At 61.6% G+C, this 20,638-nt stretch carries 15 protein-coding genes and 1 pseudogene; 9 read left to right on the top strand and 7 right to left on the bottom strand.

Annotated elements, in window-relative coordinates; translation table 11 throughout:
* Positions 1 to 21: 21 nt before the first annotated feature.
* Complete coding sequence (locus U9R61_RS15205) at positions 22 to 1,374, bottom strand: aspartate aminotransferase family protein (protein WP_322489657.1); 1,353 nt, start codon at positions 1,372 to 1,374, stop codon at positions 22 to 24.
* Between the two features lie 137 nt (positions 1,375 to 1,511).
* Here U9R61_RS15205 and U9R61_RS15200 point away from each other — a divergent pair, with 137 nt between their 5' ends.
* Positions 1,512 to 2,156 carry a CoA pyrophosphatase gene (locus tag U9R61_RS15200; RefSeq protein WP_322489656.1) on the top strand — a complete coding sequence of 215 codons (645 nt, stop codon included), beginning with the start codon at positions 1,512 to 1,514 and terminating at the stop codon, positions 2,154 to 2,156.
* Positions 2,157 to 2,279: 123 nt separating this feature from the next.
* Here the strand turns inward: U9R61_RS15200 and U9R61_RS15195 are convergent, their stop codons facing one another.
* A complete protein-coding gene (locus tag U9R61_RS15195) occupies positions 2,280 to 3,458 on the bottom strand; it encodes a S1C family serine protease (protein WP_322489655.1) in 1,179 nt (392 codons plus the stop codon).
* A 172-nt stretch (positions 3,459 to 3,630) separates the two neighbouring features.
* Positions 3,631 to 4,572, bottom strand: coding sequence for a TIGR01777 family oxidoreductase (locus U9R61_RS15190; RefSeq protein ID WP_322489654.1), 942 nt, complete (start codon positions 4,570 to 4,572; stop codon positions 3,631 to 3,633).
* Between the two features lie 794 nt (positions 4,573 to 5,366).
* Here U9R61_RS15190 and U9R61_RS15185 point away from each other — a divergent pair.
* The 5 genes and pseudogenes from U9R61_RS15185 (at position 5,367) to U9R61_RS15165 (ending at position 12,402) form a co-directional block, all read left to right on the top strand.
* Positions 5,367 to 8,747 (top strand): cyclic nucleotide-binding domain-containing protein, encoded by a 3,381-nt coding sequence (locus U9R61_RS15185; RefSeq protein WP_322489653.1) that lies wholly within the window; start codon positions 5,367 to 5,369, stop codon positions 8,745 to 8,747.
* A gap of 488 nt (positions 8,748 to 9,235) precedes the next feature.
* Complete coding sequence (locus U9R61_RS15180) at positions 9,236 to 10,237, top strand: LacI family DNA-binding transcriptional regulator (protein ID WP_322489652.1); 1,002 nt, start codon at positions 9,236 to 9,238, stop codon at positions 10,235 to 10,237.
* Positions 10,234 to 11,148: a ribokinase gene (gene rbsK / locus U9R61_RS15175; protein ID WP_322489651.1), complete on the top strand. Its 915-nt coding sequence runs from the start codon at positions 10,234 to 10,236 to the stop codon at positions 11,146 to 11,148. Before U9R61_RS15180 ends, rbsK begins: the two co-directional genes overlap by 4 nt.
* Positions 11,145 to 11,541: pseudogene (rbsD, locus tag U9R61_RS15170) on the top strand (D-ribose pyranase). Before rbsK ends, rbsD begins: the two are co-directional and overlap by 4 nt.
* A 30-nt stretch (positions 11,542 to 11,571) precedes the next feature.
* On the top strand, positions 11,572 to 12,402 hold the full coding sequence (locus U9R61_RS15165) for an ABC transporter permease (RefSeq protein WP_322489649.1): 831 nt from the start codon (positions 11,572 to 11,574) through the stop codon (positions 12,400 to 12,402).
* Between the two features lie 21 nt (positions 12,403 to 12,423).
* On the opposite strand, the gene U9R61_RS15160 is transcribed toward U9R61_RS15165, so the two are convergent.
* From U9R61_RS15160 to U9R61_RS15145, 4 genes are all read right to left on the bottom strand, one after another.
* Positions 12,424 to 12,831 carry a hypothetical protein gene (locus tag U9R61_RS15160; RefSeq protein WP_322489648.1) on the bottom strand — a complete coding sequence of 136 codons (408 nt, stop codon included), beginning with the start codon at positions 12,829 to 12,831 and terminating at the stop codon, positions 12,424 to 12,426.
* Positions 12,824 to 13,027: a hypothetical protein gene (locus tag U9R61_RS15155; RefSeq protein WP_322489647.1), complete on the bottom strand. Its 204-nt coding sequence runs from the start codon at positions 13,025 to 13,027 to the stop codon at positions 12,824 to 12,826. The genes U9R61_RS15160 and U9R61_RS15155 overlap by 8 nt, the downstream gene beginning before the upstream one ends.
* Positions 13,028 to 13,095: 68 nt before the next feature.
* The gene (gene ftsY, locus U9R61_RS15150; RefSeq protein ID WP_322489646.1) at positions 13,096 to 14,085 is read right to left on the bottom strand and encodes a signal recognition particle-docking protein FtsY; all 990 of its coding nucleotides are present in this window, start codon (positions 14,083 to 14,085) and stop codon (positions 13,096 to 13,098) included.
* A gap of 69 nt (positions 14,086 to 14,154) precedes the next feature.
* Positions 14,155 to 14,946 carry a lipase gene (locus U9R61_RS15145; RefSeq protein WP_322489645.1) on the bottom strand — a complete coding sequence of 264 codons (792 nt, stop codon included), beginning with the start codon at positions 14,944 to 14,946 and terminating at the stop codon, positions 14,155 to 14,157.
* 243 nt (positions 14,947 to 15,189) lie between these two features.
* Between U9R61_RS15145 and U9R61_RS15140 the strand changes: the two genes are divergently transcribed.
* From U9R61_RS15140 to lon, 3 genes are all read left to right on the top strand, one after another.
* Entirely contained in the window at positions 15,190 to 15,657 is a 468-nt protein-coding gene (locus U9R61_RS15140; protein WP_322489644.1) for a (2Fe-2S)-binding protein, read from the top strand.
* Positions 15,654 to 17,813 (top strand): xanthine dehydrogenase family protein molybdopterin-binding subunit, encoded by a 2,160-nt coding sequence (locus U9R61_RS15135; protein ID WP_322489643.1) that lies wholly within the window; start codon positions 15,654 to 15,656, stop codon positions 17,811 to 17,813. The genes U9R61_RS15140 and U9R61_RS15135 overlap by 4 nt, the downstream gene beginning before the upstream one ends.
* A 291-nt stretch (positions 17,814 to 18,104) precedes the next feature.
* Positions 18,105 to 20,543, top strand: coding sequence for an endopeptidase La (gene lon, locus U9R61_RS15130; protein WP_322489642.1), 2,439 nt, complete (start codon positions 18,105 to 18,107; stop codon positions 20,541 to 20,543).
* Positions 20,544 to 20,638: the final 95 nt, after the last annotated feature.

The raw sequence follows: 20,638 nt of genomic DNA, 5'->3' as shown, positions 1-20,638 counted from the left end.
GGGGCCCAGCGCGCTGGGCCCCTACTGGATGGCGGCGATGGTGGCCTCGATGGCATCGGCGATGATGGTGACGATTTGGTCGATCTGCTCGTAGGTGGTGACCAACGGCGGGGCAAGGCAGATGGTATCGCCAACCACGCGGGTGAAGAGACCGCGCGCGGTCATCTCTTTCTGCACCCGCACGCCAACATTGGCGCTGGCGGGGAAGGACGCCTTGGTGGCGGTATCGGCCACCAACTCGATGCCGGCCATCATGCCCTTGCCACGCACGTTGCCGACGTGCGGCAGCGCATACAGCTCTTGTAGCCGGCGCTGCATGTAATCGCCTACTTCGGCGGCACGCTGCACCAACCCTTCCCGCTCGATAATCGCAATATTGGCCAGCGCCACCGCGCAAGCGGTCGGGTGGCCGGAATAGGTAAAGGCGTGCATCCAGCGCTTATCGGGCGGAACCGACTCGATAGCTTCGTAGATGCGGTCACTGACGCCAATGCCACCGAGCGGAATGTAGCCCGACGTGATCCCCTTAGCGAACTGGGCAATGTCGGGTTCGATGCCGTAGTGATCGAGCCCAAACCAGCGCCCGGTGCGGCCAAAGCCGGTAATCACCTCGTCGCTGATCAGCAGCACCTCGTAGTAATCGCAAATCTCACGGATCCGCTTGAAATAGTCGTCTTGGGGCGGAATGACGCCACCGGCGCCCTGCACCGGCTCGGCGATAAAGGCGGCGACGGTTTCCGGCCCTTCGCGCAGAATCGCCTCTTCAAGCAGATTGGCGGCGGCGACGCCATCGCTGAGGTGCGGAGTCGGATTGACAAAGCGGTAGGGATAAGGCGACTCGATATGGATAAAACCGGGCACGCGCGGCTCGAACATCGGCCAGTAGGCCGGCAAGCCGGTGGCGCTCATAGCGGCCATCGTCACGCCGTGGTAGCCCTTCATGCGCGAAATGAACTTGACCTTCTCCGGCTTGCCAACCGCCTTCCAGTAGAAACGCGCCGTCTTAAACGAGCTTTCGGTGCTCTCGGCGCCGCCGGAGGTGAAGAAGAAGTGGTTGATGCTGGGGTAAAAGAGTTCGCTCAGTTTCCGCCCCAACTGAATGACGGGCAGATTGGTCGAACCAACATACGACGAATAATAGGCCAATTGCTTCATCTGTGCACAAGCGGCTTCGGCCAGCTCTTCGCGCCCATGGCCAACATTCACATTCCACAGCCCGCTCAGGCCATCGATATACTCGCGCCCTTCAGCGTCGATAACGATCGATCCACGGCCGGCCACCCAAATTGTCGGGTTCTGATGCGCCGTCGGATGGGTGAGCGGGTGGATCAGATAGTCATGATCGGCCTGAATCTGTTCCTGCAGGTTGTACACGCGCGCCTCCTCGTGGGAAATACTGGTGCTGATGGTTGGATTGTAGCGGAGAAGCGCAGAGACGGCAAGCGGAGCATGGGTCGAAGAGAAAGAACGCAGTACAATAGAGTACAATCATTCCGATGATGGAGAGCATTATGCATTGGCGCACACAAATTGAATTGATCCGGCAGGCGCTGGCCGGACCGCCGCCGTCACTCGAAGAGGTGCTGATCCTGCGCCGGCTTGATGGCGCGCCGTTGCGCCCATTCACGCCGCCGCCGGAAGTCACGCCGCGCCAATCGGCGGCGTTGCTGCTCCTCTTTCCGCGCGACGATCAATTGCACCTACCGCTCACGGTACGTTCGAGCCGCGTCACCACCCATCGCGGCGAAGTTTCGTTGCCGGGAGGCGGGATCGATCCCGGCGATGGCGGCGCCGCCGGCGCAGCGCTGCGCGAGGCGCATGAAGAGATTGGGGTTGACCCGGTACAGGTGGAAGTGCTCGGTGCGCTGACCACCTTCTACATCCCGCCGAGCAACAACTACTTGACCCCAATTGTGGGCGCGTACCCAGCGCCGTTTGAGCCGAACCACGATCCGGAAGAGGTTGAGAGCGTGTTTACAGTGCCGCTGGCTGCGCTCTTCGATCCGGCGACGGTGCGCGAGGAGATTTGGGAACGGAGCGGAACCCGAATGAGGGTGCCGTTTTTCGCCCTCAACGGGTACAAGGTGTGGGGGGCCACCGCCCTGCTGCTGAGCGAATTTGTCGCCCGGCTGCGGCGGGCCGGGTGGGGACGGTGAACCGGTTGGTTGGCAATGCATAGTGACCAACGAGGGGATAAGTTTCGAGCCGCACGGCGGTGCGGCTCGACTGCATACTGGTGATGATATGGGGTGGGAGCCGCACGGCGGTGCGGCTCTACATTATCGCAGATTGCTGGGACGTTCGCCCAACGTCACCGTCACATTCTGTTCTGTACCATCGCGTAGGATGGTCAATTCGACCATATCGCCGGGCCGGTATTGCAACAGCAATTGGCGCAGCGAGGTGTTGGGATCGAGGCGTTGGCCGTTGACGGCGGTGATGATATCACCCTCGCGCAAGCCAGCCTGCGCCGCGGCGGTGTTGGGCAAGACGGCGGGTTGGCCGCTGAGGCCGGGATTAATAAACGCGCCGTTCTGCACCGGCAGATTGTACTGCGCCGCCACTTCACCATCGATCATCAGATAGGTAATGCCGAGGAAGGGATAGCGCACCTGCCCAGTGCGGATGATCTGATCGGCCACGTTCGAGAAGATGCTGCTCGGCACCGCAAAGCCTAAGCCTTCAACCGGCGCGCTCGAACCAAACCCAAGCTCGTTGCGCACGACCATCGTATTAATGCCGACCACCTCACCCTTCAAGTTGATGAGCGGGCCGCCGCTATTGCCGCTATTGATGGCTGCGTCAGTCTGGATCAAGCCTTCCATCCCGCTGCCGGGCACCGAACGGTTCAGCGCGCTGACGACGCCAGCCGTCACGGTGTTGCGAAAGTTGCCGAGCGGGCTGCCGATCGCCAGCACCGTCTCGCCGGGCTGCAACGCCGCCGAATCGCCAATCACCACCACGCCGGGCACCTCGCCATCAACCTTCAGCACGGCAATATCGTTGAGCGAGTCAGTGCCAACCAAATTGGCTTGCCGGCGCGTGCCATCGGCGAACAACACAAAGTAGCGACGACCGCCATCGACCACGTGATTGTTAGTGACGATGTAGCCATCGTTGCTGATAATCACACCGCTGCCGCTACCGCGACCGGTGCTGCTCTCGACCGTGACTGTCACCACAGCTGGCGCCACCCGCTTCACCGCTTCAACCATCGCATCCGACAGACTGACGACGACTGCATCGGACACTGCCGGAGATTGGGCAGGCGCAGCGGCGCTATTCGTTGTCGCCGCGACCGATTGCGTCCGCAAAGAGGTTACCGTCGCCGAGACCTGCGCGACGGTTTGGCGTGAGACGAGATAGCCAGCCACGCCGCCAGCGGCGCCGCCACCAGCGACGCCAATAAAGATGCCAAGCAAAAAGACAAAGATCAATGCCAGCCGATTGACATTCATAATGAAACCTCCTCTGCTTCAGGCGACACCTGCCGCCATCGCTGAGGGTATCATGGCGCGCCGATTTTAATTTTGGGTTAGAAGCAAGTAAGAAGTTGATGAGATTCGATCGCGGTGTCCGCAGGAACGCACAGACGCTGATACAGGGACAGAGCGTCTGTGCGCTACAACCTCAACGCGGCATGTTGAGCAAATCGCGCAAGGCCGGTTCGAGGGTGGGAAAGCGGAACTGATACCCCAGATCGAGCGCTTTGCGCGGCACAGCGTTTTGGCCATTGACCACCAGATCGGCCATTTCACCGAGGGCAATGCGCAGGCTAAACTCAGGCACCGGCAACCACGACGGCGCACCGAGCACTTTGCCGAGCACGGCGGCGAAATCACGGTTGGACAGCGCACCGGGAGCGGCGGCGTTGAGCGGGCCGCACACGCGCTCGTTCTCTAGCGCAAAGCGGATCAAACCAATCTCGTCAGCCGGATGGATCCACGGGTAGACCTGCGTGCCGGGCAAAATCGGGCCGCCGGTGAGCAGCTTGAACGGTAGCATAATCTGGGGCAATGCACCCGAATCGGGATCGAGCACCAGACCGGTGCGGAGCATCACCGTGCGCACACCCAACGCTTCGGCTTTGGCCGCCTCAGCTTCCCACGCTACGCAAACCTGCGCCAGAAAATCGCGTCCGGGAGGCGAATTCTCATCGAGGGGCGTATTATCGCGATAAAAGCCGTAGTAGCCAACCGCCGACGCGCAGACAAACACCGCTGGCCGTTGCTGGGCCGCTGCCATAGCGTTGACGATGCCACGAGTACCGATCACCCGGCTGTTGCGAATCTCTGTTTTGTATTCGGGTGTCCACCGCATGCCGAGCAGGCCGGATGAAATCGGCGCGCCAGCGAGATGGATGACGCCCCATGCGCCGTTGATAGCCGCAAACCATGGCCCTTGCTCGGCGGGTTGCCACGCCACATAGTCGGCGGCGCCGGGCAACGACGAACGGGCGCGGGACGGATCGCGACTAAAAATCACGAGCTCGTAATCGTTGCGGAGTTCGGCGACCAATTTGCGACCGATTAAGCCGGTCGCCCCGGTAACAACAATGCGTTTCGTGCTCATATTAGCATCGTACCATGTTCGGCGAGACTGTCAATGTGTTTTGGTTATGGAGTGCGGCAGCTACACTGGCGCGCTCCATAGCGAGGATTGCCATCGCTGAAGCGGCTGTAGGCTGCGGGGTCTACGCCCTATGCCTCCGAACCGTGTACATCTTCCCGATTAGGGCGCCTCCGTGTCTCCTTTACCCTGTGACAGCAGATCGTTCCTTCTGAAGCGGGAGATTGCTCCGGTCGGGCGACGCCCCGCTGCGCCGGGTGTCGCCGCTCCCTCGCAATGACAATAGGGGGCGTCTACGCCATCTCTTGCGCTGCGGGGTGAGGGTGTGACTCCCTCCCCAAGCGGGGTGCAAGGACGGACAGAATGTATGAGCGTAGATACAGTTGAAGGCTTTGCAATGCGCAGATATACCCTCACCCCCAGCCCCTTTCCCACTGGCGCGGGAGAGGGGAGATGCTGGGTTGACAGGAGAAGCATTACTCAAGCGGTACGCAGCAGCGCCCTGATCCTACCCCGCGCGAGCGCAGACGGAGTTCAGGGTGATAAGGATGCGGTTATGCCCACTCCCAGCCTCCTCCTGCTGGGAGGAAGCTACGTGCGCAAGGTTATGGAGTGCGGCAGTGAGACTACCGCATTCCACAGCAGAATCGTACTGTGAGGGCTATTTTCGCTCGCAATAAAAACGAAAAACAGGTTTGGCAAATCACGACTTCGCTCTTATGATGTAAAGGCAACGCAGATTGGCCGTTCATGATAATGGCAGATCGGATACTCGCGTCGAAATTCTGCGCATCGGCATGGCACAAACCTTGCGCCCACAACGCCACTTCTGGTCTACGCTCGAAGAGCAGGTGACTGCTCCGAGCGACCAGCGCCGCACCCTCTACCAGAGCCTGCAACGCCGGCTGATCACCCACCCAGCCGGCGAAGGCGGGGTGTGGAGTATTCTGCGCCAACGCGCCGATCCGGCCCAATACCGGCCCCAGCGGATCGAGGGGGTGATCGAAGAGACGCTCAACGAAGGCAGCCAACAGGTGACGGTGCTGCGCAGTCCGAGCGGGCATTACCTGCGCTTGAGCGCTGCCGAGCGTGAGATTTGGCAGGTGATGGACGGCAGCCGGACGATTGCCCAATTGGCGACGATGGGCTTTCTGCGCTTCAAGCAATTGTTGCCCATCGCTGACTTGGTTGATACGTTGCGCGCACAGGGATTTCTAACCGACACCCCAACCGGCATCTACCGGCGTTTAAGTACCCAACTCGAACAACGCACGGCAGAGGGCTTGGGCCAACGCCTCCTCAGCCTCACCCATGGACGCAGTTTTGCTTTTACTGGAGCTGATGCGCTGTTTGACGGGTTATACCGCTGGGTTGGGCGCTGGCTGTTCAACCGCTTCTTTGCCGGGTTGCTCGGTATCATCACCGTGATCGGCGCGATCTACTACTTTTTGCCGGGCGTGAGCGGCAGCGACCTGATCAGCGGCGAACAGTTTGCGGTCGACTTTTTGATGTTAGGCATTGCGCTGTTTATCACCCTCACCTTGCACGAAATCGCCCACGGCTTGGCGGTGAAACACTTTGGCCGGCATGTGCCGCGGGCGGGGATTATGCTCTATTTTGGCATGCCGGCGGCCTTTGTCGATACTAGCGACATTTGGCTCGCGCCGCGCCATGCGCGCATGCTGGTGTCGCTGGCCGGCCCGCTCTGCGATTTGCTGATCGGATCGATTGCCGCGATCATTGCATGGGCCGCGCCTGACACCCTCGCCGGGGTGTGGATGCGCCGGATCGCGACCGCTTCGTACCTGACAGCACTATTTAACTTCAACCCGTTACTCGAACTCGATGGCTATTTCATTCTGGTTGATGCGTTGCGCTTGCCGAATCTGCGCAACCGGGCGCTCGCCTTTATCGGCGGACCGTTCTGGCAAAAGCTACGCTCCGGTGCAGCATTCAACCAAGAAGAGCGAATCTTTGCCGGCTACGGTCTGCTGAGTGCGATCTACACCGGCGTGGCAATCGTGATGGCGACCCTCTTTTGGCAACGCCAATTTGCCAGTATGGTCAGCGAACTGTGGGCTGGGGGTTGGTTCGGGCGGCTGCTAGCGGTGGCGCTGTTTGTGCTGGTCATTGCGCCATTGGTCGTCGGGGTTGCGCTGACCGGATGGGGCGCGATCCGCGCCGCTGCCGTATGGCTGGCCCGGCGCGGGTATGGTCGTAACCCGCTGATTGTGGCGAGCGCGTTCGGCGCGCTGGCGCTGGCAGTTGGCCTCTTACCGCTGCGTTTCGGGCTGAGTTGGGAAACCGGCATCGTACTGACCACGCTGTGGGTCGCGGCAGTCATCGCGCAATGGTACCTGCAACGCGACTATGAAGGGGCATGGATCGGGCGGGCACTGGCCAGCTTCTTGCTGATCAGCGTGATCGAAATGGTGGCGCAGGCGGGATACCTCCTCGCCCCTGATGCAGTACGGCTCTGGTCGGGGATGGAGATTGCCGGCTATGCGCTGCTGCTCTTAGCCGGTTTCGTCGCGCTGCTCGATGTTGATTTGCACCAACAGCGCAGCAGTGAATTGATCGCCAGCGCCTTCTTGCTCACTCTCGCCTTCCCTGCCGGCGCGATCGCCGCCGAACTCATCCGCATAGCGCACCCCGAATATAGCCCATTGTGGGCTTTGACTGCCGCTGTCCCGATCTATAGCGGCGTGATCGGGCAAGCGTTGCTCTTGCCGCTGCTCATCAGTTTGCGCGATGCGCGGCTCTTCTGGAGCTGGCTATTACTCTGGTTTGGCATTCTGATTCAAATCGGCAGCTATTTGTTGGAATTGTTGCCGGTGTGGCGAAACACGCCGCCGGCGCTGGCGCTGCTGGTGTTGGCCGCCGGCTTGTGGGCGGCGGCGTGGGCCACCCACCTCGTCACCTTGCGCAGCATCAGCCTGAGCGGGTTGAGCTGGCCGTTGCAGCCGGCATTGGGTGAGAAGGTGCGGCTGCAAGACGCCTTTCGCCACATGTACATCGGCATGTACCGCCTGTTGCGCGCAAACTACGGGGTGCAACGCACCAGCGCGCTGGATAACCGGATGGATGTGCTGGCGGCGACGGCCAACTGGGAAATCACCTTTGACCGGGATCAGGTACGGATCAGCCCAACGGTACTGGAAATGCCGCTCGATGCGCAAGCAGCGCGTTATGCTGAGATTCTGCGTTACACCGCCACATCACTGGAACAACTGGCGGGACGGGCGTTTGCCCGCCGCGCGCTGCTGGCATCGTATGACGCCTTGCCGTGGCCGGAGCGCGAGGCGCTTGAGCGGCACTGCCTTGCCCAGATGCCGTGGGCCAATGAAATCTCGCAGGCGTTCGGCGATGCGAGGGAAGCGCGCCTGCGCTTGCTGCGCCAGATTGAGCTATTTGCCACCTGCGACGACCACGAGTTGCAGGAACTGGCGGCGGCCTTTGTGCCGCAACGGGTGGCTACCGGCGAGGTGTTGCTGCGCGCTGGCGAACCGCCGCGCGGGATTTGGGTGATCGAGACGGGTGAGGTATTGGAGCGGAATGGCGACGCGGTGCGCGAATTGCACCGCGGCAACTATTTTGGCGAGCTGCAAGGGCAAGAGGTGACGGATTGCGAATATCGGGCCAGCATTGAGAGTGATCTGCTGTACTTGCCGGCGAGCGAATTGCAACGGATGCTGCGCGAAGCGGCGCCGCATACTGCGGAAGGGGCTGAACTGCTGAACCGCATGCGACTGCTTGAGCGGGTGCCATTGCTGGCCGACATGTCGCGCGCTCAACTGCGCGAGCTGGCCCGTAACGCCGAGCAGATGACGGTTGCCTCGCGGCAGGTGATTATCCGGCAGGGGCGGGTAAGTGGGAAACTCTACATTATTGCGCAAGGTCAGGTTGGGGTGCTGCGACAGGAAGAGACTGAGCAGGGGCCGAGCGGGCCGGCGCAACTGGTGGCGCGGCTCGGACCGGCGGAATTTTTTGGCGAGATGGAATTGCTGCGGGGAACGGTGCCGGTGGCGAGTGTGGTAGCGCTCACGCCACTTGATCTGATAGCTATTCCGCATCAGGCGGTGGCGCAGTTGCTCTTGAGCGGTAACCGCCTCACGCGCAAGCTTGAACAGATCAGCAGCGGGCGATTGCTTGAGCTGAAAGCGCGCGGGGAGAGTTAACCGCAGCGGGCGCAGAGGGGGAACGGGGTGCCACCTCACGCTCGCCCCCTTCCCTACCCCTTCGCGGGCTTTGCGCCCGTTGCGGTTTGGCATTGGCGATGCCCCAACCCCCGCTGGGGGAGGGGTGCGGCGGGTAGGAGTATGTATGTACCGCAGAGGGCGCGGAGAGGTTTTACCGCAGAGCACGCAGAGAGCGCAGAGAGGGTAAACGACCCCCACCCTCGCCCCCTTCCCCTAACCCCTTCGCGTGCTTTGTGCCCGTTGCGGCTTTGCGTTTAACATCCCTGCGCCTTTGCCCCTCTGCGGCTTGGCATTGGCGATATCCCCACCCTAGCCCTCAACCCCGTTAGGGGAGGGGTGCGGCTGGCAGGAGCATGTATGTACCGCAGCGGACGTAGGGATAGCTCAGCCCGAACGATGATTGACTTAGACCCAACGATCAGCTATACTAGTGCGCAAACGATTGCGCAAACGATTGCGAAACAAATATGACCACGATTCGCGAAGTCGCGTTGCGAGCTGGAGTCTCACCCTCAACGGTCTCGCATATCATCAACAATACGCGCTTTGTCGCGCCGGAAACGCGCGAGCGGGTATTGGCGGCGATGGCCGAGTTGAACTACCGGCCTAACGTGCTCGCGCGTTCGCTACGGCGGGGGGAAACGCACACGCTTGGCCTAATGTTGCCCGATAGCGCGAACCCCTTTTTTGCTGAAGTGGCGCGCGCGATTGAAGATGCCGCTTTTCGGGCCGGGTATAACGTCATTCTCGGCAATACGAAAAATGATCTGGCCCGTGAGCAAGTGTATGTTGATGTTTTTGTGCAAAAGCAGGTTGACGGGTTGATCTTTGTGGCGACCGGTGATCAAAGCCCGTCGCTCGAAGAATTGCTTCGGCTTGAACTGCCGGTGGTGGTGGTTGATCGGCAACTGCCCGGCCTTCAGGTTGACGCGGTGCTGACCGATAACTTGCAAGGCGGATTATTAGCCACCCGGTATCTTTTGAGCCGGGGCCATCGCCGAATTGGCTGCATTACCGGCCCATCGCACCTCACACCGAGCGCCGAGCGGGTGGTTGGGTACCGGCAAGCGCTGGTCGAAGCGGGCATAGCGATTAATGAACAGATGATTCGGCGCGGTGATTTTCACCCGCATTCAGGGTACGCCCTCACCCACGAATTGTTGCGCCTTGCCCAACCGCCAACGGCGCTGTTTGTCTGTAACGATATGATGGCGCTCGGCGCGTTGCGCGCGCTGGCCGAAGCCGGTCTGCGCGTGCCGGCTGATTGCGCGGTGGTCGGGTTTGATGACATTGAGCTCGCTTCATACGCCAATCCGCCCCTCACCACGATTCGCCAAGATAAAGCAGCGTTAGCCGCCACGGCGGTGCAGTTTCTGCTTGAGCGGATCGCGGATCCGAGCATACCGGCGCGCACGCATATCGTCGCGACCAGTTTGGTCGAACGCCAATCAGGAGGAGCATGCCGATGACCCCAACAATCATTGTGGTGGGTAGTCTGAATATGGATCTCGTCGTGCGCGCGCCGCGCCACCCGCAACCCGGTGAAACGCTGATCGGCAGCGATTTTCAGACCTTTCCGGGGGGCAAAGGGGCGAATCAAGCAGTTGCGGCGACCCGGCTCGGTGCGCGGGTGCGTATGATCGGGCGGGTAGGGGTGGATGCGTTTGGCGAGGCGTTGCTGACTGCGGCCCAAAACGATGGTGTTGATACAACCTTTGTCCAGCGCGATCCCGATCACCCGACCGGCGTGGCGCTGATCACCCTCGACGCCCACGGGCAAAACACGATTGTGGTGGCGCCGGGAGCGAATATGCAGGTGAATGAAGCCGATGTGGAGCGGGCCGAAGCTGTCTTTACCGGCGCGGATGCCCTGTTGATGCCGCTCGAATGCCCATTGGAGGCGGTGATGGCGGCGACGCGCCTTGCCCGCAAATATGGAGTGAAGGTCATTCTTAATCCAGCGCCGGCCCGTCCATTGCCGGCTGAGCTGCTGGCCCAACTCGATTACCTTGCGCCCAACCAGCCGGAATTGCAAACATTGGCTGGAGGTGAAACTGATGTGGCGGCAGCGATTGCGAAGCTGCGCCAGCAAGGGGTAAAGAATGTCGTGGTGACGCTGGGAGAAGCCGGCGCGCTGCTGATGAGCGACGACCAATCGGTGCAGCTACCGGCGTTTCAGGTGCCAGTGGTTGATACCGTAGCCGCCGGCGATGCGTTTGTAGCCGCGTTTTGCGTTGCGCTGGCCGAAGGCAAGCCCCCCCGCGAAGCCGTGCGGTGGGGCAATGCCGCTGGCGCGCTGGCCGTGACCCGCGCCGGTGCGCAGCCTTCGTTGCCGTCACGGGTGGAAATGATGCGGTTGTTGGAGGTGCAGGCAATATGAAGAAGACCTTGTTACTGAATACAGCGCTCTCGGAGCTGATTGCTAGCCTTGGTCACGGCGGACATGGTGGTGATTGCTGATGCCGGCCTGCCGATACCACCTGAAACGCGCCGGATTGATCTCGCCCTGTGCCGGGATATGCCCCCGTTTCTCGACACAGTACGCACGGTGTTGAGCGAAATGCAGGTCGAGCGCGCGATTATCGCTGAAGAGACCGGACGCCACAGTCCCCACATTCGTACTGCGCTGACGCAGATGCTACCGGCAACACCATTGGAAGAGATCAGCCATGCTTCGCTCAAAGAGCTATGCCGGCAAGCGCGTGCCGTCGTGCGCACCGGGGAGTTTACGCCGTATGCGAATGTGATTTTGGTGGCCGGGGTCGTGTTCTAGCGACAATAGCGATCAGATAGGGAACCGAGTATGCGATCATTCCCACTGAGCAGCGATCGCTTCGATCGCCGCACATTTGGCCAACGGTTTGGACTGGCGCTGATCTTTATCTTGTTGATGCTGGCGCTAGCGCTCCTCTCTGACCGGTTTTTGACGCCGGCCAACTTGATCAATATTCTGCGCCAAACTGCCATCAACGGCATCATCAGCGCCGGGATGACGTTGGTGATCTTAACGGGAGGGATCGATCTCTCGGTGGGATCAGTGCTGGCCTTATCGGTAACCATCGGCGCGGCGTTGATGAAACAGGGTTGGCCGGTTGAGATCAGTGTGCTTGCTGCATTGGCAACCGGCACCGGCCTTGGCTGCATCAACGGCGTACTGATTACACTGGCGCGCATCCCGCCCTTCATGGCCACGCTCGGGATGCTGGCGATGGCACGCGGCCTGACGCTGATGTATACCGAAGGCCAACCCATCACTGGTTTTCCGGCAGCGTTCCGTTGGCTTAGTACTGATGATATTGCCGGAATCCTCGTACCAATCGTGCTCATGCTGTTGGTCTTTGTGGCCGGTGGGATCATTCTCACTGCGCGCTTGTGGTCGGCGCAACCCAACACCGGCATCGGCCTCGAACTGGACGCCATCGCCGCGGCGGTATTAGGTGGCAGCAGCCTCGCCGGCGGCGCCGGCGGCATTCCGGGAACAATCGCGGGATCGTTCATCATTGGAATGCTGGCGAACGGTCTCAACCTGCTCGGTGTGCCATCGTACCATCAGCAAGTGATTAAGTGGGCCATCTTCGTAATCGCAGTGGTGCTTACCGGCGGCGTAGGGATTGGAAACAAAAAACGGGCCTAAACAGTTGCCGTTTGCCACCCCTCACGGCAACAAAAAGATCTGGATCTCGCCGTTGCGCGCGTTGCGGGCCGTGATCCGATAGCGAATTTGGCCCTGCTCATCGCTGCGAATCGGGCCACTGCGGGTTACTTGCGTCCCCGGACGGCTAGCGAGCGCAAAGGAGACCGCGCCATCGGGTTGGATGAGGTCGATCTGCACATCACCCGATTCGACTGCTACCATAACAATGGCCTGCGCTTCGGTGTTGGCCGGCAACGCCAGCACCCGGTATTCGTCGCTGCCCTCGGCGCTGACGAACGTGGTTAGGATGTTGGCGGCACTGCCTTGCAAGGAAACAGTGGTCTGCTCGCCGCTGATGAGGAGACAGCCGGCGAGCAGGACAGCACAGCCGATCAGACAGAGGGTGGCAATCAGCCGCCGATCAACCATACGACTCCGGACGGTAATCGACGGTGTAGGTCTCTTCTTCGGGTACCAGTTCTACTCGCAGCGGCTTGCGCGAGACGAGCCGGATGCTGGCGCCGCAATGACGGTTGGCGCAGACGACCTGCCCACCAACGGGCACATAGGGAAAGATGGCAAGTTTTTGCTTGCAGGATGGGCATTTGATGATTCCGACCGACATAGCACTCTCTCAATACGGGCCTAGCAGCGCTGTGCTGTTGTAGGCACAGCGCCGCTAGGCCGCTACCGTTACCCTTTCACCGTTTTTGGTTCGGCAAACAGTGCATCAACAAAGGTTTGCGCGTCGAACAGCGCCAGATCGTCGAGCTTCTCGCCGGTGCCGATGTAGCGGATCGGGCGTTCGATGTCTTGAGCGATGGCGAAGGCGATCCCGCCCTTGGCGGTGCCATCCATCTTTGTCACCGCAACATCGGTCACACCGGCGGCCTTGAGAAAGGCTTTGGCCTGCAACACCCCGTTCTGGCCGGTGGTCGCATCGATCACAAGAATCGTCTCGTGGGGCGCGCCGGGCAGTTTGCGGGCAATAATGTTGCGGATCTTCTCCAGCTCTTGCATCAGGTTGTACTTGGCATGCAAGCGACCGGCGGTATCAACGATCAAGATATCGACATCTTGCTCAAGCGCGGCGTCGATCGCCTTATACACCACTGCCGCCGCATCAGCGCCTTGGCCGAGACTCACGCATGGCACGCCGGCCCGCTCGGCCCACGTCTCAAGCTGCTCGGTGGCAGCGGCGCGGAAGGTATCGCCGGCGGCGAGCAGCACCTTTTTGCTGAAGCGGTTCTTGTAGCGGTGGGCCAATTTCGCGATCAGAGTCGTTTTGCCGGCCCCGTTCACGCCGACCACCAAAATCACATACGGCTTGGCGTCAGGGCGCTTCTGGCCGGCATATTCGGCAAAAGTGCGCACCATTTCGGCCTTGAGCATATCACGCGCCTCACGCGCTTTCTTGACCCCGTGGCGATTGACGCGGTCGAGGGTGCGGTTGACCAGATATTGGGTCGTCTCAAGCCCGACATCGGCTTGGAGCAGCGCCTCTTCCAGCTCATCCCACAGTTCATCGGTGATCGGATCGTCGTTCGCAAACAGTTTGGCGATCCGGCCAAAGATGCCCTGTCGCGATTTTTCTAGCGACGCGGCGACCTGCTCCTCTTCGCGGGCAGCTTCTTCTTCGCTCCGCGGCGCGTCTTGGGCGCGCCCAAAAAGACGGCGAAACATACGGTTCCTCGCTGTATTCCCTTCACCCCAACCCTGCTTCAAAGAGGGGGGATGAGCAAGGTAATGGTGCTATGCTCGTGATTTGGCGGCGAGACGCTGCGCTGCAACGTCACTAGATTGATTATAGCCGATCGCGTCGGCTTGTGTCGCAGCATAGGCAACGGCGGCCTGCCACCAGACCGCGACGGTGGCTGGACTAGAGCCATACCAGAGCCGGTCGGGACGGGGGTCGTGGCGCAAGCCAGGGATGATGATTTGTAATGAGCCGGGCAAAAGGCCGTGATGCAGCGGCGTCACGCCATCGCCCCATTGCGCACCTTCACCGCTGATGAGACGATAGCTCTGGTAGGCGCCACGTTCGGGCGGCGGGCCGTTGGGATCGCCGAAGATGCTGCGCCCGATCACACTCACGTAGTGCATATCTGGCCAATACGCCCCTGGATAATGCTCCTCGGCCCAGCGAATCTGGTTGAGGCCGCCAATGCGGCCTTCGCGTTCGGTGCGCTGCGGCGTACCCAGCATGATCAGCATATCAACCCGCCGGTGGCCATAGTAAGCGCGCCCGCGGTAGGGCTGGTCGCCGAGGAAGATACGGGCCAGCACACCGCCGGCGCTATGGGCAACCAGCGTGACGCGCGAGCTGCCGGTTTGGGCGATGAGATCGTTGACCGTGCGATCGAGCTTGCGCAGCAGCTCGACGTAGCTGTCGGCAAACGCCACCCATGCCCAATCGAGCAAGTTGATGGGCGCGATAAAGACGGGTCGTCCGCTCACCTCGGCGAGGTGGGCGCGCAGTGGTTTGTAGAGTTGGGGATCGCTGGCGAATCCGCCGACGATCAAGATTGGTGTGGTATTCATCATGAGTAGTATACTATGAACAGGTATTGCACAGCAATTGCGGGGAGTAGGGAAATAGCCACAAAGAGGTGCACAACGCACAAAAGTTTTTTGCGTCTCTTGTGTCGCTTTGTGGCTATCACCTCCCCTCACCCCAGCGGGCAGGTAAAGGAGAATAGCCACAAAAAGACGCAAAATTCACAGAAATGTTTTGCGCCTCTTGTGTCGCTTTGTGGCTATTCATATTCGCAGTATCGAGGAGTTTGCATGGAACTGACAATCAACGGTCAACAGTACACCGTCGCCGATGAACCGGCACGCCCGTTGCTGTACGTGTTGCGCGACGAGTTGGGGTTGACGGGAACAAAGTTTGGATGCGGCGCGGGGATTTGTGGCGCGTGTACGGTGCATGTGAACGGGGTGGCGACGCGCAGTTGCCAGACAATGCTGGCGGCAGTAGCCGGCGCGCAGATTACGACGATTGAGGGGCTGGCTGATGGCGAGCGATTGCACCCGGTGCAACAAGCCTTTCTTGAGCTGCAAACGCCGCAGTGCGGCTGGTGTATGAGCGGGCAGATGATGACAGCGGCAGCATTGCTGGCTGAAAACCCCAATCCAACCCGCGAAGAGATGATTGCGGCGATGCGCTATAACTACTGCCGCTGCGGGGCCTACGCGCGGATTGCGCGAGCAGTGATGCGAGCTGCCGAGTTGATGAAGGAGGGCGCGGTATGAAGCGCGACGATCGTCCGCAACGTTGGCGCATGACCCGGCGCGGCTTTCTGATCGGGTTGGGTTTGGTAGGCGGCGGTTTGGCACTCGGCGCGGCGCTGGGTCTGCCGGCGGCGCGGCTGGCGCTGGCCGACCTGCTTGGCGACGGTACCGGGCCACCGGCATCGTTCCCCAAAGAGCCGGCGATCTGGTTTGCCATCCAACCCGATGGCCGGGTGGTGATGGCGATGCCCAAGGTCGAAATGGGGCAAGGCGTCCATACCGCGCTGGCCCAACTGGCCGCCGAAGAGTTGGGGGTGGCGTGGGAGCAGATAAGCGTGACACAGAGCAGCTCAATCGGGCCGGTGCGTGATCCCGCCGGCACCAGCGCCTCATACTCGGTCATGGGTCTCTTTCCGGTTATTCGCGAGACGGCGGCCACTTTGCGCGAGATGCTGCGCGCCGCCGGAGCCGAGCAACTCGGGATTGCGCAGGCCGAGATCGAGCAGGGGTTCGTGATTGATCCGGCCAATCCGGCCCGCCGGATCGGGTTTGGCGAGCTGGCATCGCAACCGCGTGCGTGGCAGGCGCCAGCCGAGGCCGCCCCGCTGACGCCGCCCGACCGGTGGCGGATTATCGGCCAGCCGGCGCCGCGGCTTGATCTGCCGGCGAAAGTGCGCGGCACGGCGATCTACGGCTACGATGCGCGGGTCGAGGGCATGTTGTACGGTGCCGTGGCCCGACCGCCCCGCCTCGGCGCGAAACTGCGGCGGGCCGCCCCCGGTACAGCGCTGAGCCGGCCCGGTGTGGTGCAGGTGGTGATCCGCGATGGTTTTGCCGGAGTCGTGGCTGAATCGCGCCTGACCGCATACGCTGCGCTTAACGATCTTGAGATCGAGTGGGAGACGCCGCCGCCGTTTACCCATCAAGACCTTGAAGAACGTCTGGCAGCGCAAGCCGGATCGGGGACGCCGATCCAGCAACGCGGCGATGCCGGCGCTGCCCTGCGCGGGGCGCAGGTGATCGAGGCAACGTACCGCACTCCGCTCGCCGCCCATGCCAACCTCGAACCGCAAGCGGCGCTGGTTGATGTCCAACCCAACCGGGTGCAGGCTTGGGTCAGCACCCAATCACCGGTGCAGGTCGCCGAGTCGATCGCGGCTACGCTAGGCCGGCCAGCCGATACGGTCGCAGTCACCCCTACCTATCTCGGCGGCGGGTTTGGGCGCAAACTGCTGATCACCGCCGCCAACGAAGCCGCCATCCTCTCGGCAGCAGCAGGCAAGCCAGTCCATGTTGGCTGGACGCGCACCGAGGAGTTTCGCTACAGTTACTTGCGCCCGCCGACCTACGCCGCTTTCCGCGCTACGCTCGATGGTCAAGGCAACATCATCGCGCTCGAACAACGCCACGCCAGCGGCAATGTGCTGTTCGATTTCATTCCAGCGCCGCTGCGCTGGCTGCTCGGCAGTGATTTTGGCGCTTGGCGCGGCGCGCGGCTGGTCTACAACATTCCGAGCCTGCTGGTCACGTCGCAAACGGTCGAGTTGCCGGTGCCGACCGGGCCATGGCGCGGGCTCGGTTTGTTGGCCAATGTCTTTGCCGTCGAAAGCTTCATTGACGAACTCGCGCACGCCGCCGGTAGCGATCCGCTTGAGTTCCGGCTGCGCCACCTGCCGGACAGCGAACTCGGCCAGCGCTTCCGCGCAACGCTGCTGACCGTCGCCGAGATGGCCGGCTGGCGCACACCGGCGCCGGCGGGCCGGGTCCGCGGGATTGCGTGTAGCGTAGATATGAACACAGTCGCGGCCCACGTGGCTGAGGTGGGGTACGAAGGCGACAAACTGCGGGTCTACCGGGTGTGGGCAGCGGTTGATCCCGGTCTGGCGATTAACCCCGACGGGTTGGCCGCCCAAACTGAAGGCGGGATCATGATGGGCCTGAGCGCAACACTGTTCGAGCGGGTCACGATCAGCGAGGGCCGGATCGACGCCGGCAACTTCGACCGCTACCCGCTGCTGACGATCGCCGACGCGCCAGAGGTAGCAGTGCAGATTCTGCGCAGCGGCGACCAGCCTTTTGGCGGCGGCGAACCGCCGATGGGGCCGATCGCGGCAGCAGTGGCCAATGCCCGCTTTGCGCTGACCGGCGAACGAAAGCGGCAACTACCGTTGGGATGACAAGACGCAGAGACGCAAAGGATGCTCAACCCAAAGGCGCCAAGAGCGCAGCGGACGCGAAGGTTTTTCGGTCGGGTAAGAGTGTGCTTGGGGTTATCCCTACAAAACCCTCTGCGCCTTTCGCATCCTTCGCGTCTTTGCGTTAACAATCTCTGCGCCTTTGCTTCCTTTGCGCCTCTACTATTAGAGTTTCACTAGAACTTGGCTGCTGCCATTGACACGCTTTCGCGCGCGTTTCACAATACCAATAGTGCGGAATTGTTGTTCCGCTTACCAATCGGGAGACGCGCTATGAGTGACGAGACGCTGCACGACCAACCAAGCGAAGAGACACCAGAGACGCTGCCGCTGATTCCGCTCGAAGGGGCAGTAGTCTTTCCCTATACCGTAGTCAGTTTGACCCTCGATGAACTAGGGGCAGCGGCGGCTGAGGCTGCCGCGCGCGAGGGGCGCAAGGTGTTGCTAGCCGCACGTCGGCCTGAGGCACCGGCTGAGGTGCCGGTCGCCGATCAACTCTTTCGGGTTGGCGTGGTGGCCCGGATCGAGCAGATCGGCACGCTGCCCACCGGCGCGACCGGTGTGGTGGTGCGCGGGTTGGTGCGCACCGAACTGATCGAAGCCACTCAGACCACACCTTACCTGCGCTTCCGCTTCACCCGCCGGCCCGATATCTTCGAGCGCACGCCGGAACTTGAGCAGTTGATGGTCGAAGTGCATGCCGCCATCGACGCCGTGCTCGAATTGCGCCCCGGCGTCACCCAAGAGATCCGCAATTTCGTGCGCTCGATCGACGATCCCGGCCATCTGGCCGACAATACCGGCTATTCGCCCGATTACACCTTCGCCGAACGGCAAGAGCTGCTCGAAACCTTCGATGTGGTCGAGCGGCTACGCAAAGTGCGCGAGTTCTACCGCAAGCATTTTGCCGTGCTCGAAGTGCAGGCTCGCCTGCGCCAAGAGGTGCAAGAGAGCGCGGCTAAGCAGCAGCGCGAGTTTTATCTGCGCCAGCAGTTGAAGGCAATTCAAAAGGAGTTGGGGGAAGATAGTAGCGAAGCGGCTGAGCTGGACGATCTGCGCCAGAAGCTGGCTGCTGCCAATCTGCCGGAGGTGGCGCGCAAAGAGGCTGACCGCGAGTTGAACCGACTGGCCCGGATTAACGCGAGCTCGCCGGAATATCAGATGGTGCGCACCTACCTAGAGTGGTTGGCCGAATTGCCGTGGAATACCTATGCCGGCCAGCCGATTGACATCGCCTATGCCCGGCAGGTGCTCGACGAAGACCACCACGGCTTGCAGAAGGTGAAAGAGCGCATCCTCGAATATCTGGCGGTCAAGCAGCGCCGCGCGCTGTTGGGGGAAGAGAACTTGCGCGCCAACCGCGAGCCGATCCTCGCCTTCGTCGGCCCTCCCGGCGTCGGCAAGACCAGCCTTGGTCAGAGTATTGCCCGCGCTTTGGGGCGCAGCTTCGTGCGCATGAGTTTGGGCGGCGTGCGCGACGAAGCCGAGCTGCGCGGCTTCCGCCGCACCTATATCGGCTCGCAACCGGGTCGGATCATTCAAGAGCTACGCCGTGCCGGTACCGCCGACCCGGTGATTTTGCTCGATGAAATTGACAAACTTGGCATGGATTACCGCGGCGACCCGGCTGCTGCGCTGCTCGAAGTGCTCGATCCGGAACAGAACCACACCTTCACCGATCACTATCTCAATCTGCCGTTCGATCTCTCGCGGGTGCTGTTCCTCGCCACCGCCAACACGTGGGATACAGTACCGCCTGCGTTGCGCGACCGCATGGAGGTGATCGAACTGTCGGGGTACATCGAAGACGAGAAGGTGCAGATCGCGCAGAGCCATCTCGTGCCACGCCAGTTGCGCGCCAACGGCCTGCGCCCCGAAGAGGCGGCGGTCAGTGAAGAGGCGTTACGCTGCATCATCAATGCATACACCCGTGAAGCCGGCGTGCGCAACCTCGAACGCTCAATCGGCGCGGTGCTGCGCAAAGTCGCCCGCCGCCTCAGCGAAGGCAAGATCGACCCGGCCAGCTTGCCGTTCGTGGTTGATGCTGCCTTCGTGCGCACGACCTTAGGCCGGCCTCGCTTCACCAACGAGACCCGCGAGCGGCTCGACCAACCCGGCGTAGCGATTGGGTTGGTCTGGACGCCGGTCGGCGGCGATATTATCTTTGTTGAGGCGAGTACGGTGGAAGGGAAGAAGGAGCTGCGGATCACCGGCCAGCTCGGCGATGTCATGCGCGAGAGCGCCGAAGCCGCGCTGACGTATGTTCGTTCGCGCGCCCGCTCGCTCGGCATCGAACCGGATTTCTTCGAGACCCACGCCATCCACATTCACGTGCCGGCGGGAGCCGTGCCTAAAGACGGTCCCTCGGCGGGGATTACGATGGCGACGGCGTTGGCTTCAGCCGCCACCGGCCGGCTGGTGCGCGACGACATCGCCATGACCGGCGAAATCTCGCTGCGGGGGAGGGTGCTGCCCATCGGCGGCATCAAAGAGAAGGCGCTCGGCGCGCATCGGGCCGGCATTCGCACCATCATTCTGCCCAAACGGAACATGCTCGACCTCGACGACCTGCCACCCGCCGTTAGCGCCGAGATGACCTTCATCCCGGTCGAAACCCTCGACGAGGTGTTGAGCGTTGCCCTGCTGCCGATGGGTGAAACTGCGCCGGCCATCATGGTGACGCAACCGGCCAGCGAGGTGCCGGTGGGGTGACATTGCATCGATGGAACCACACCGCCGGGCGGCGCGATAATTGCATCTATCCGGTACAAACAGTGGCGCCGCACGGCCGGGCGGCGCCACAGGTA

It is taken from the genome of Chloroflexus sp. (genome assembly GCF_034431535.1).
Classification (GTDB): Bacteria; Chloroflexota; Chloroflexia; order Chloroflexales; family Chloroflexaceae; genus Chloroflexus.
This window is presented reverse-complemented; position numbering and strand designations above follow the sequence as displayed.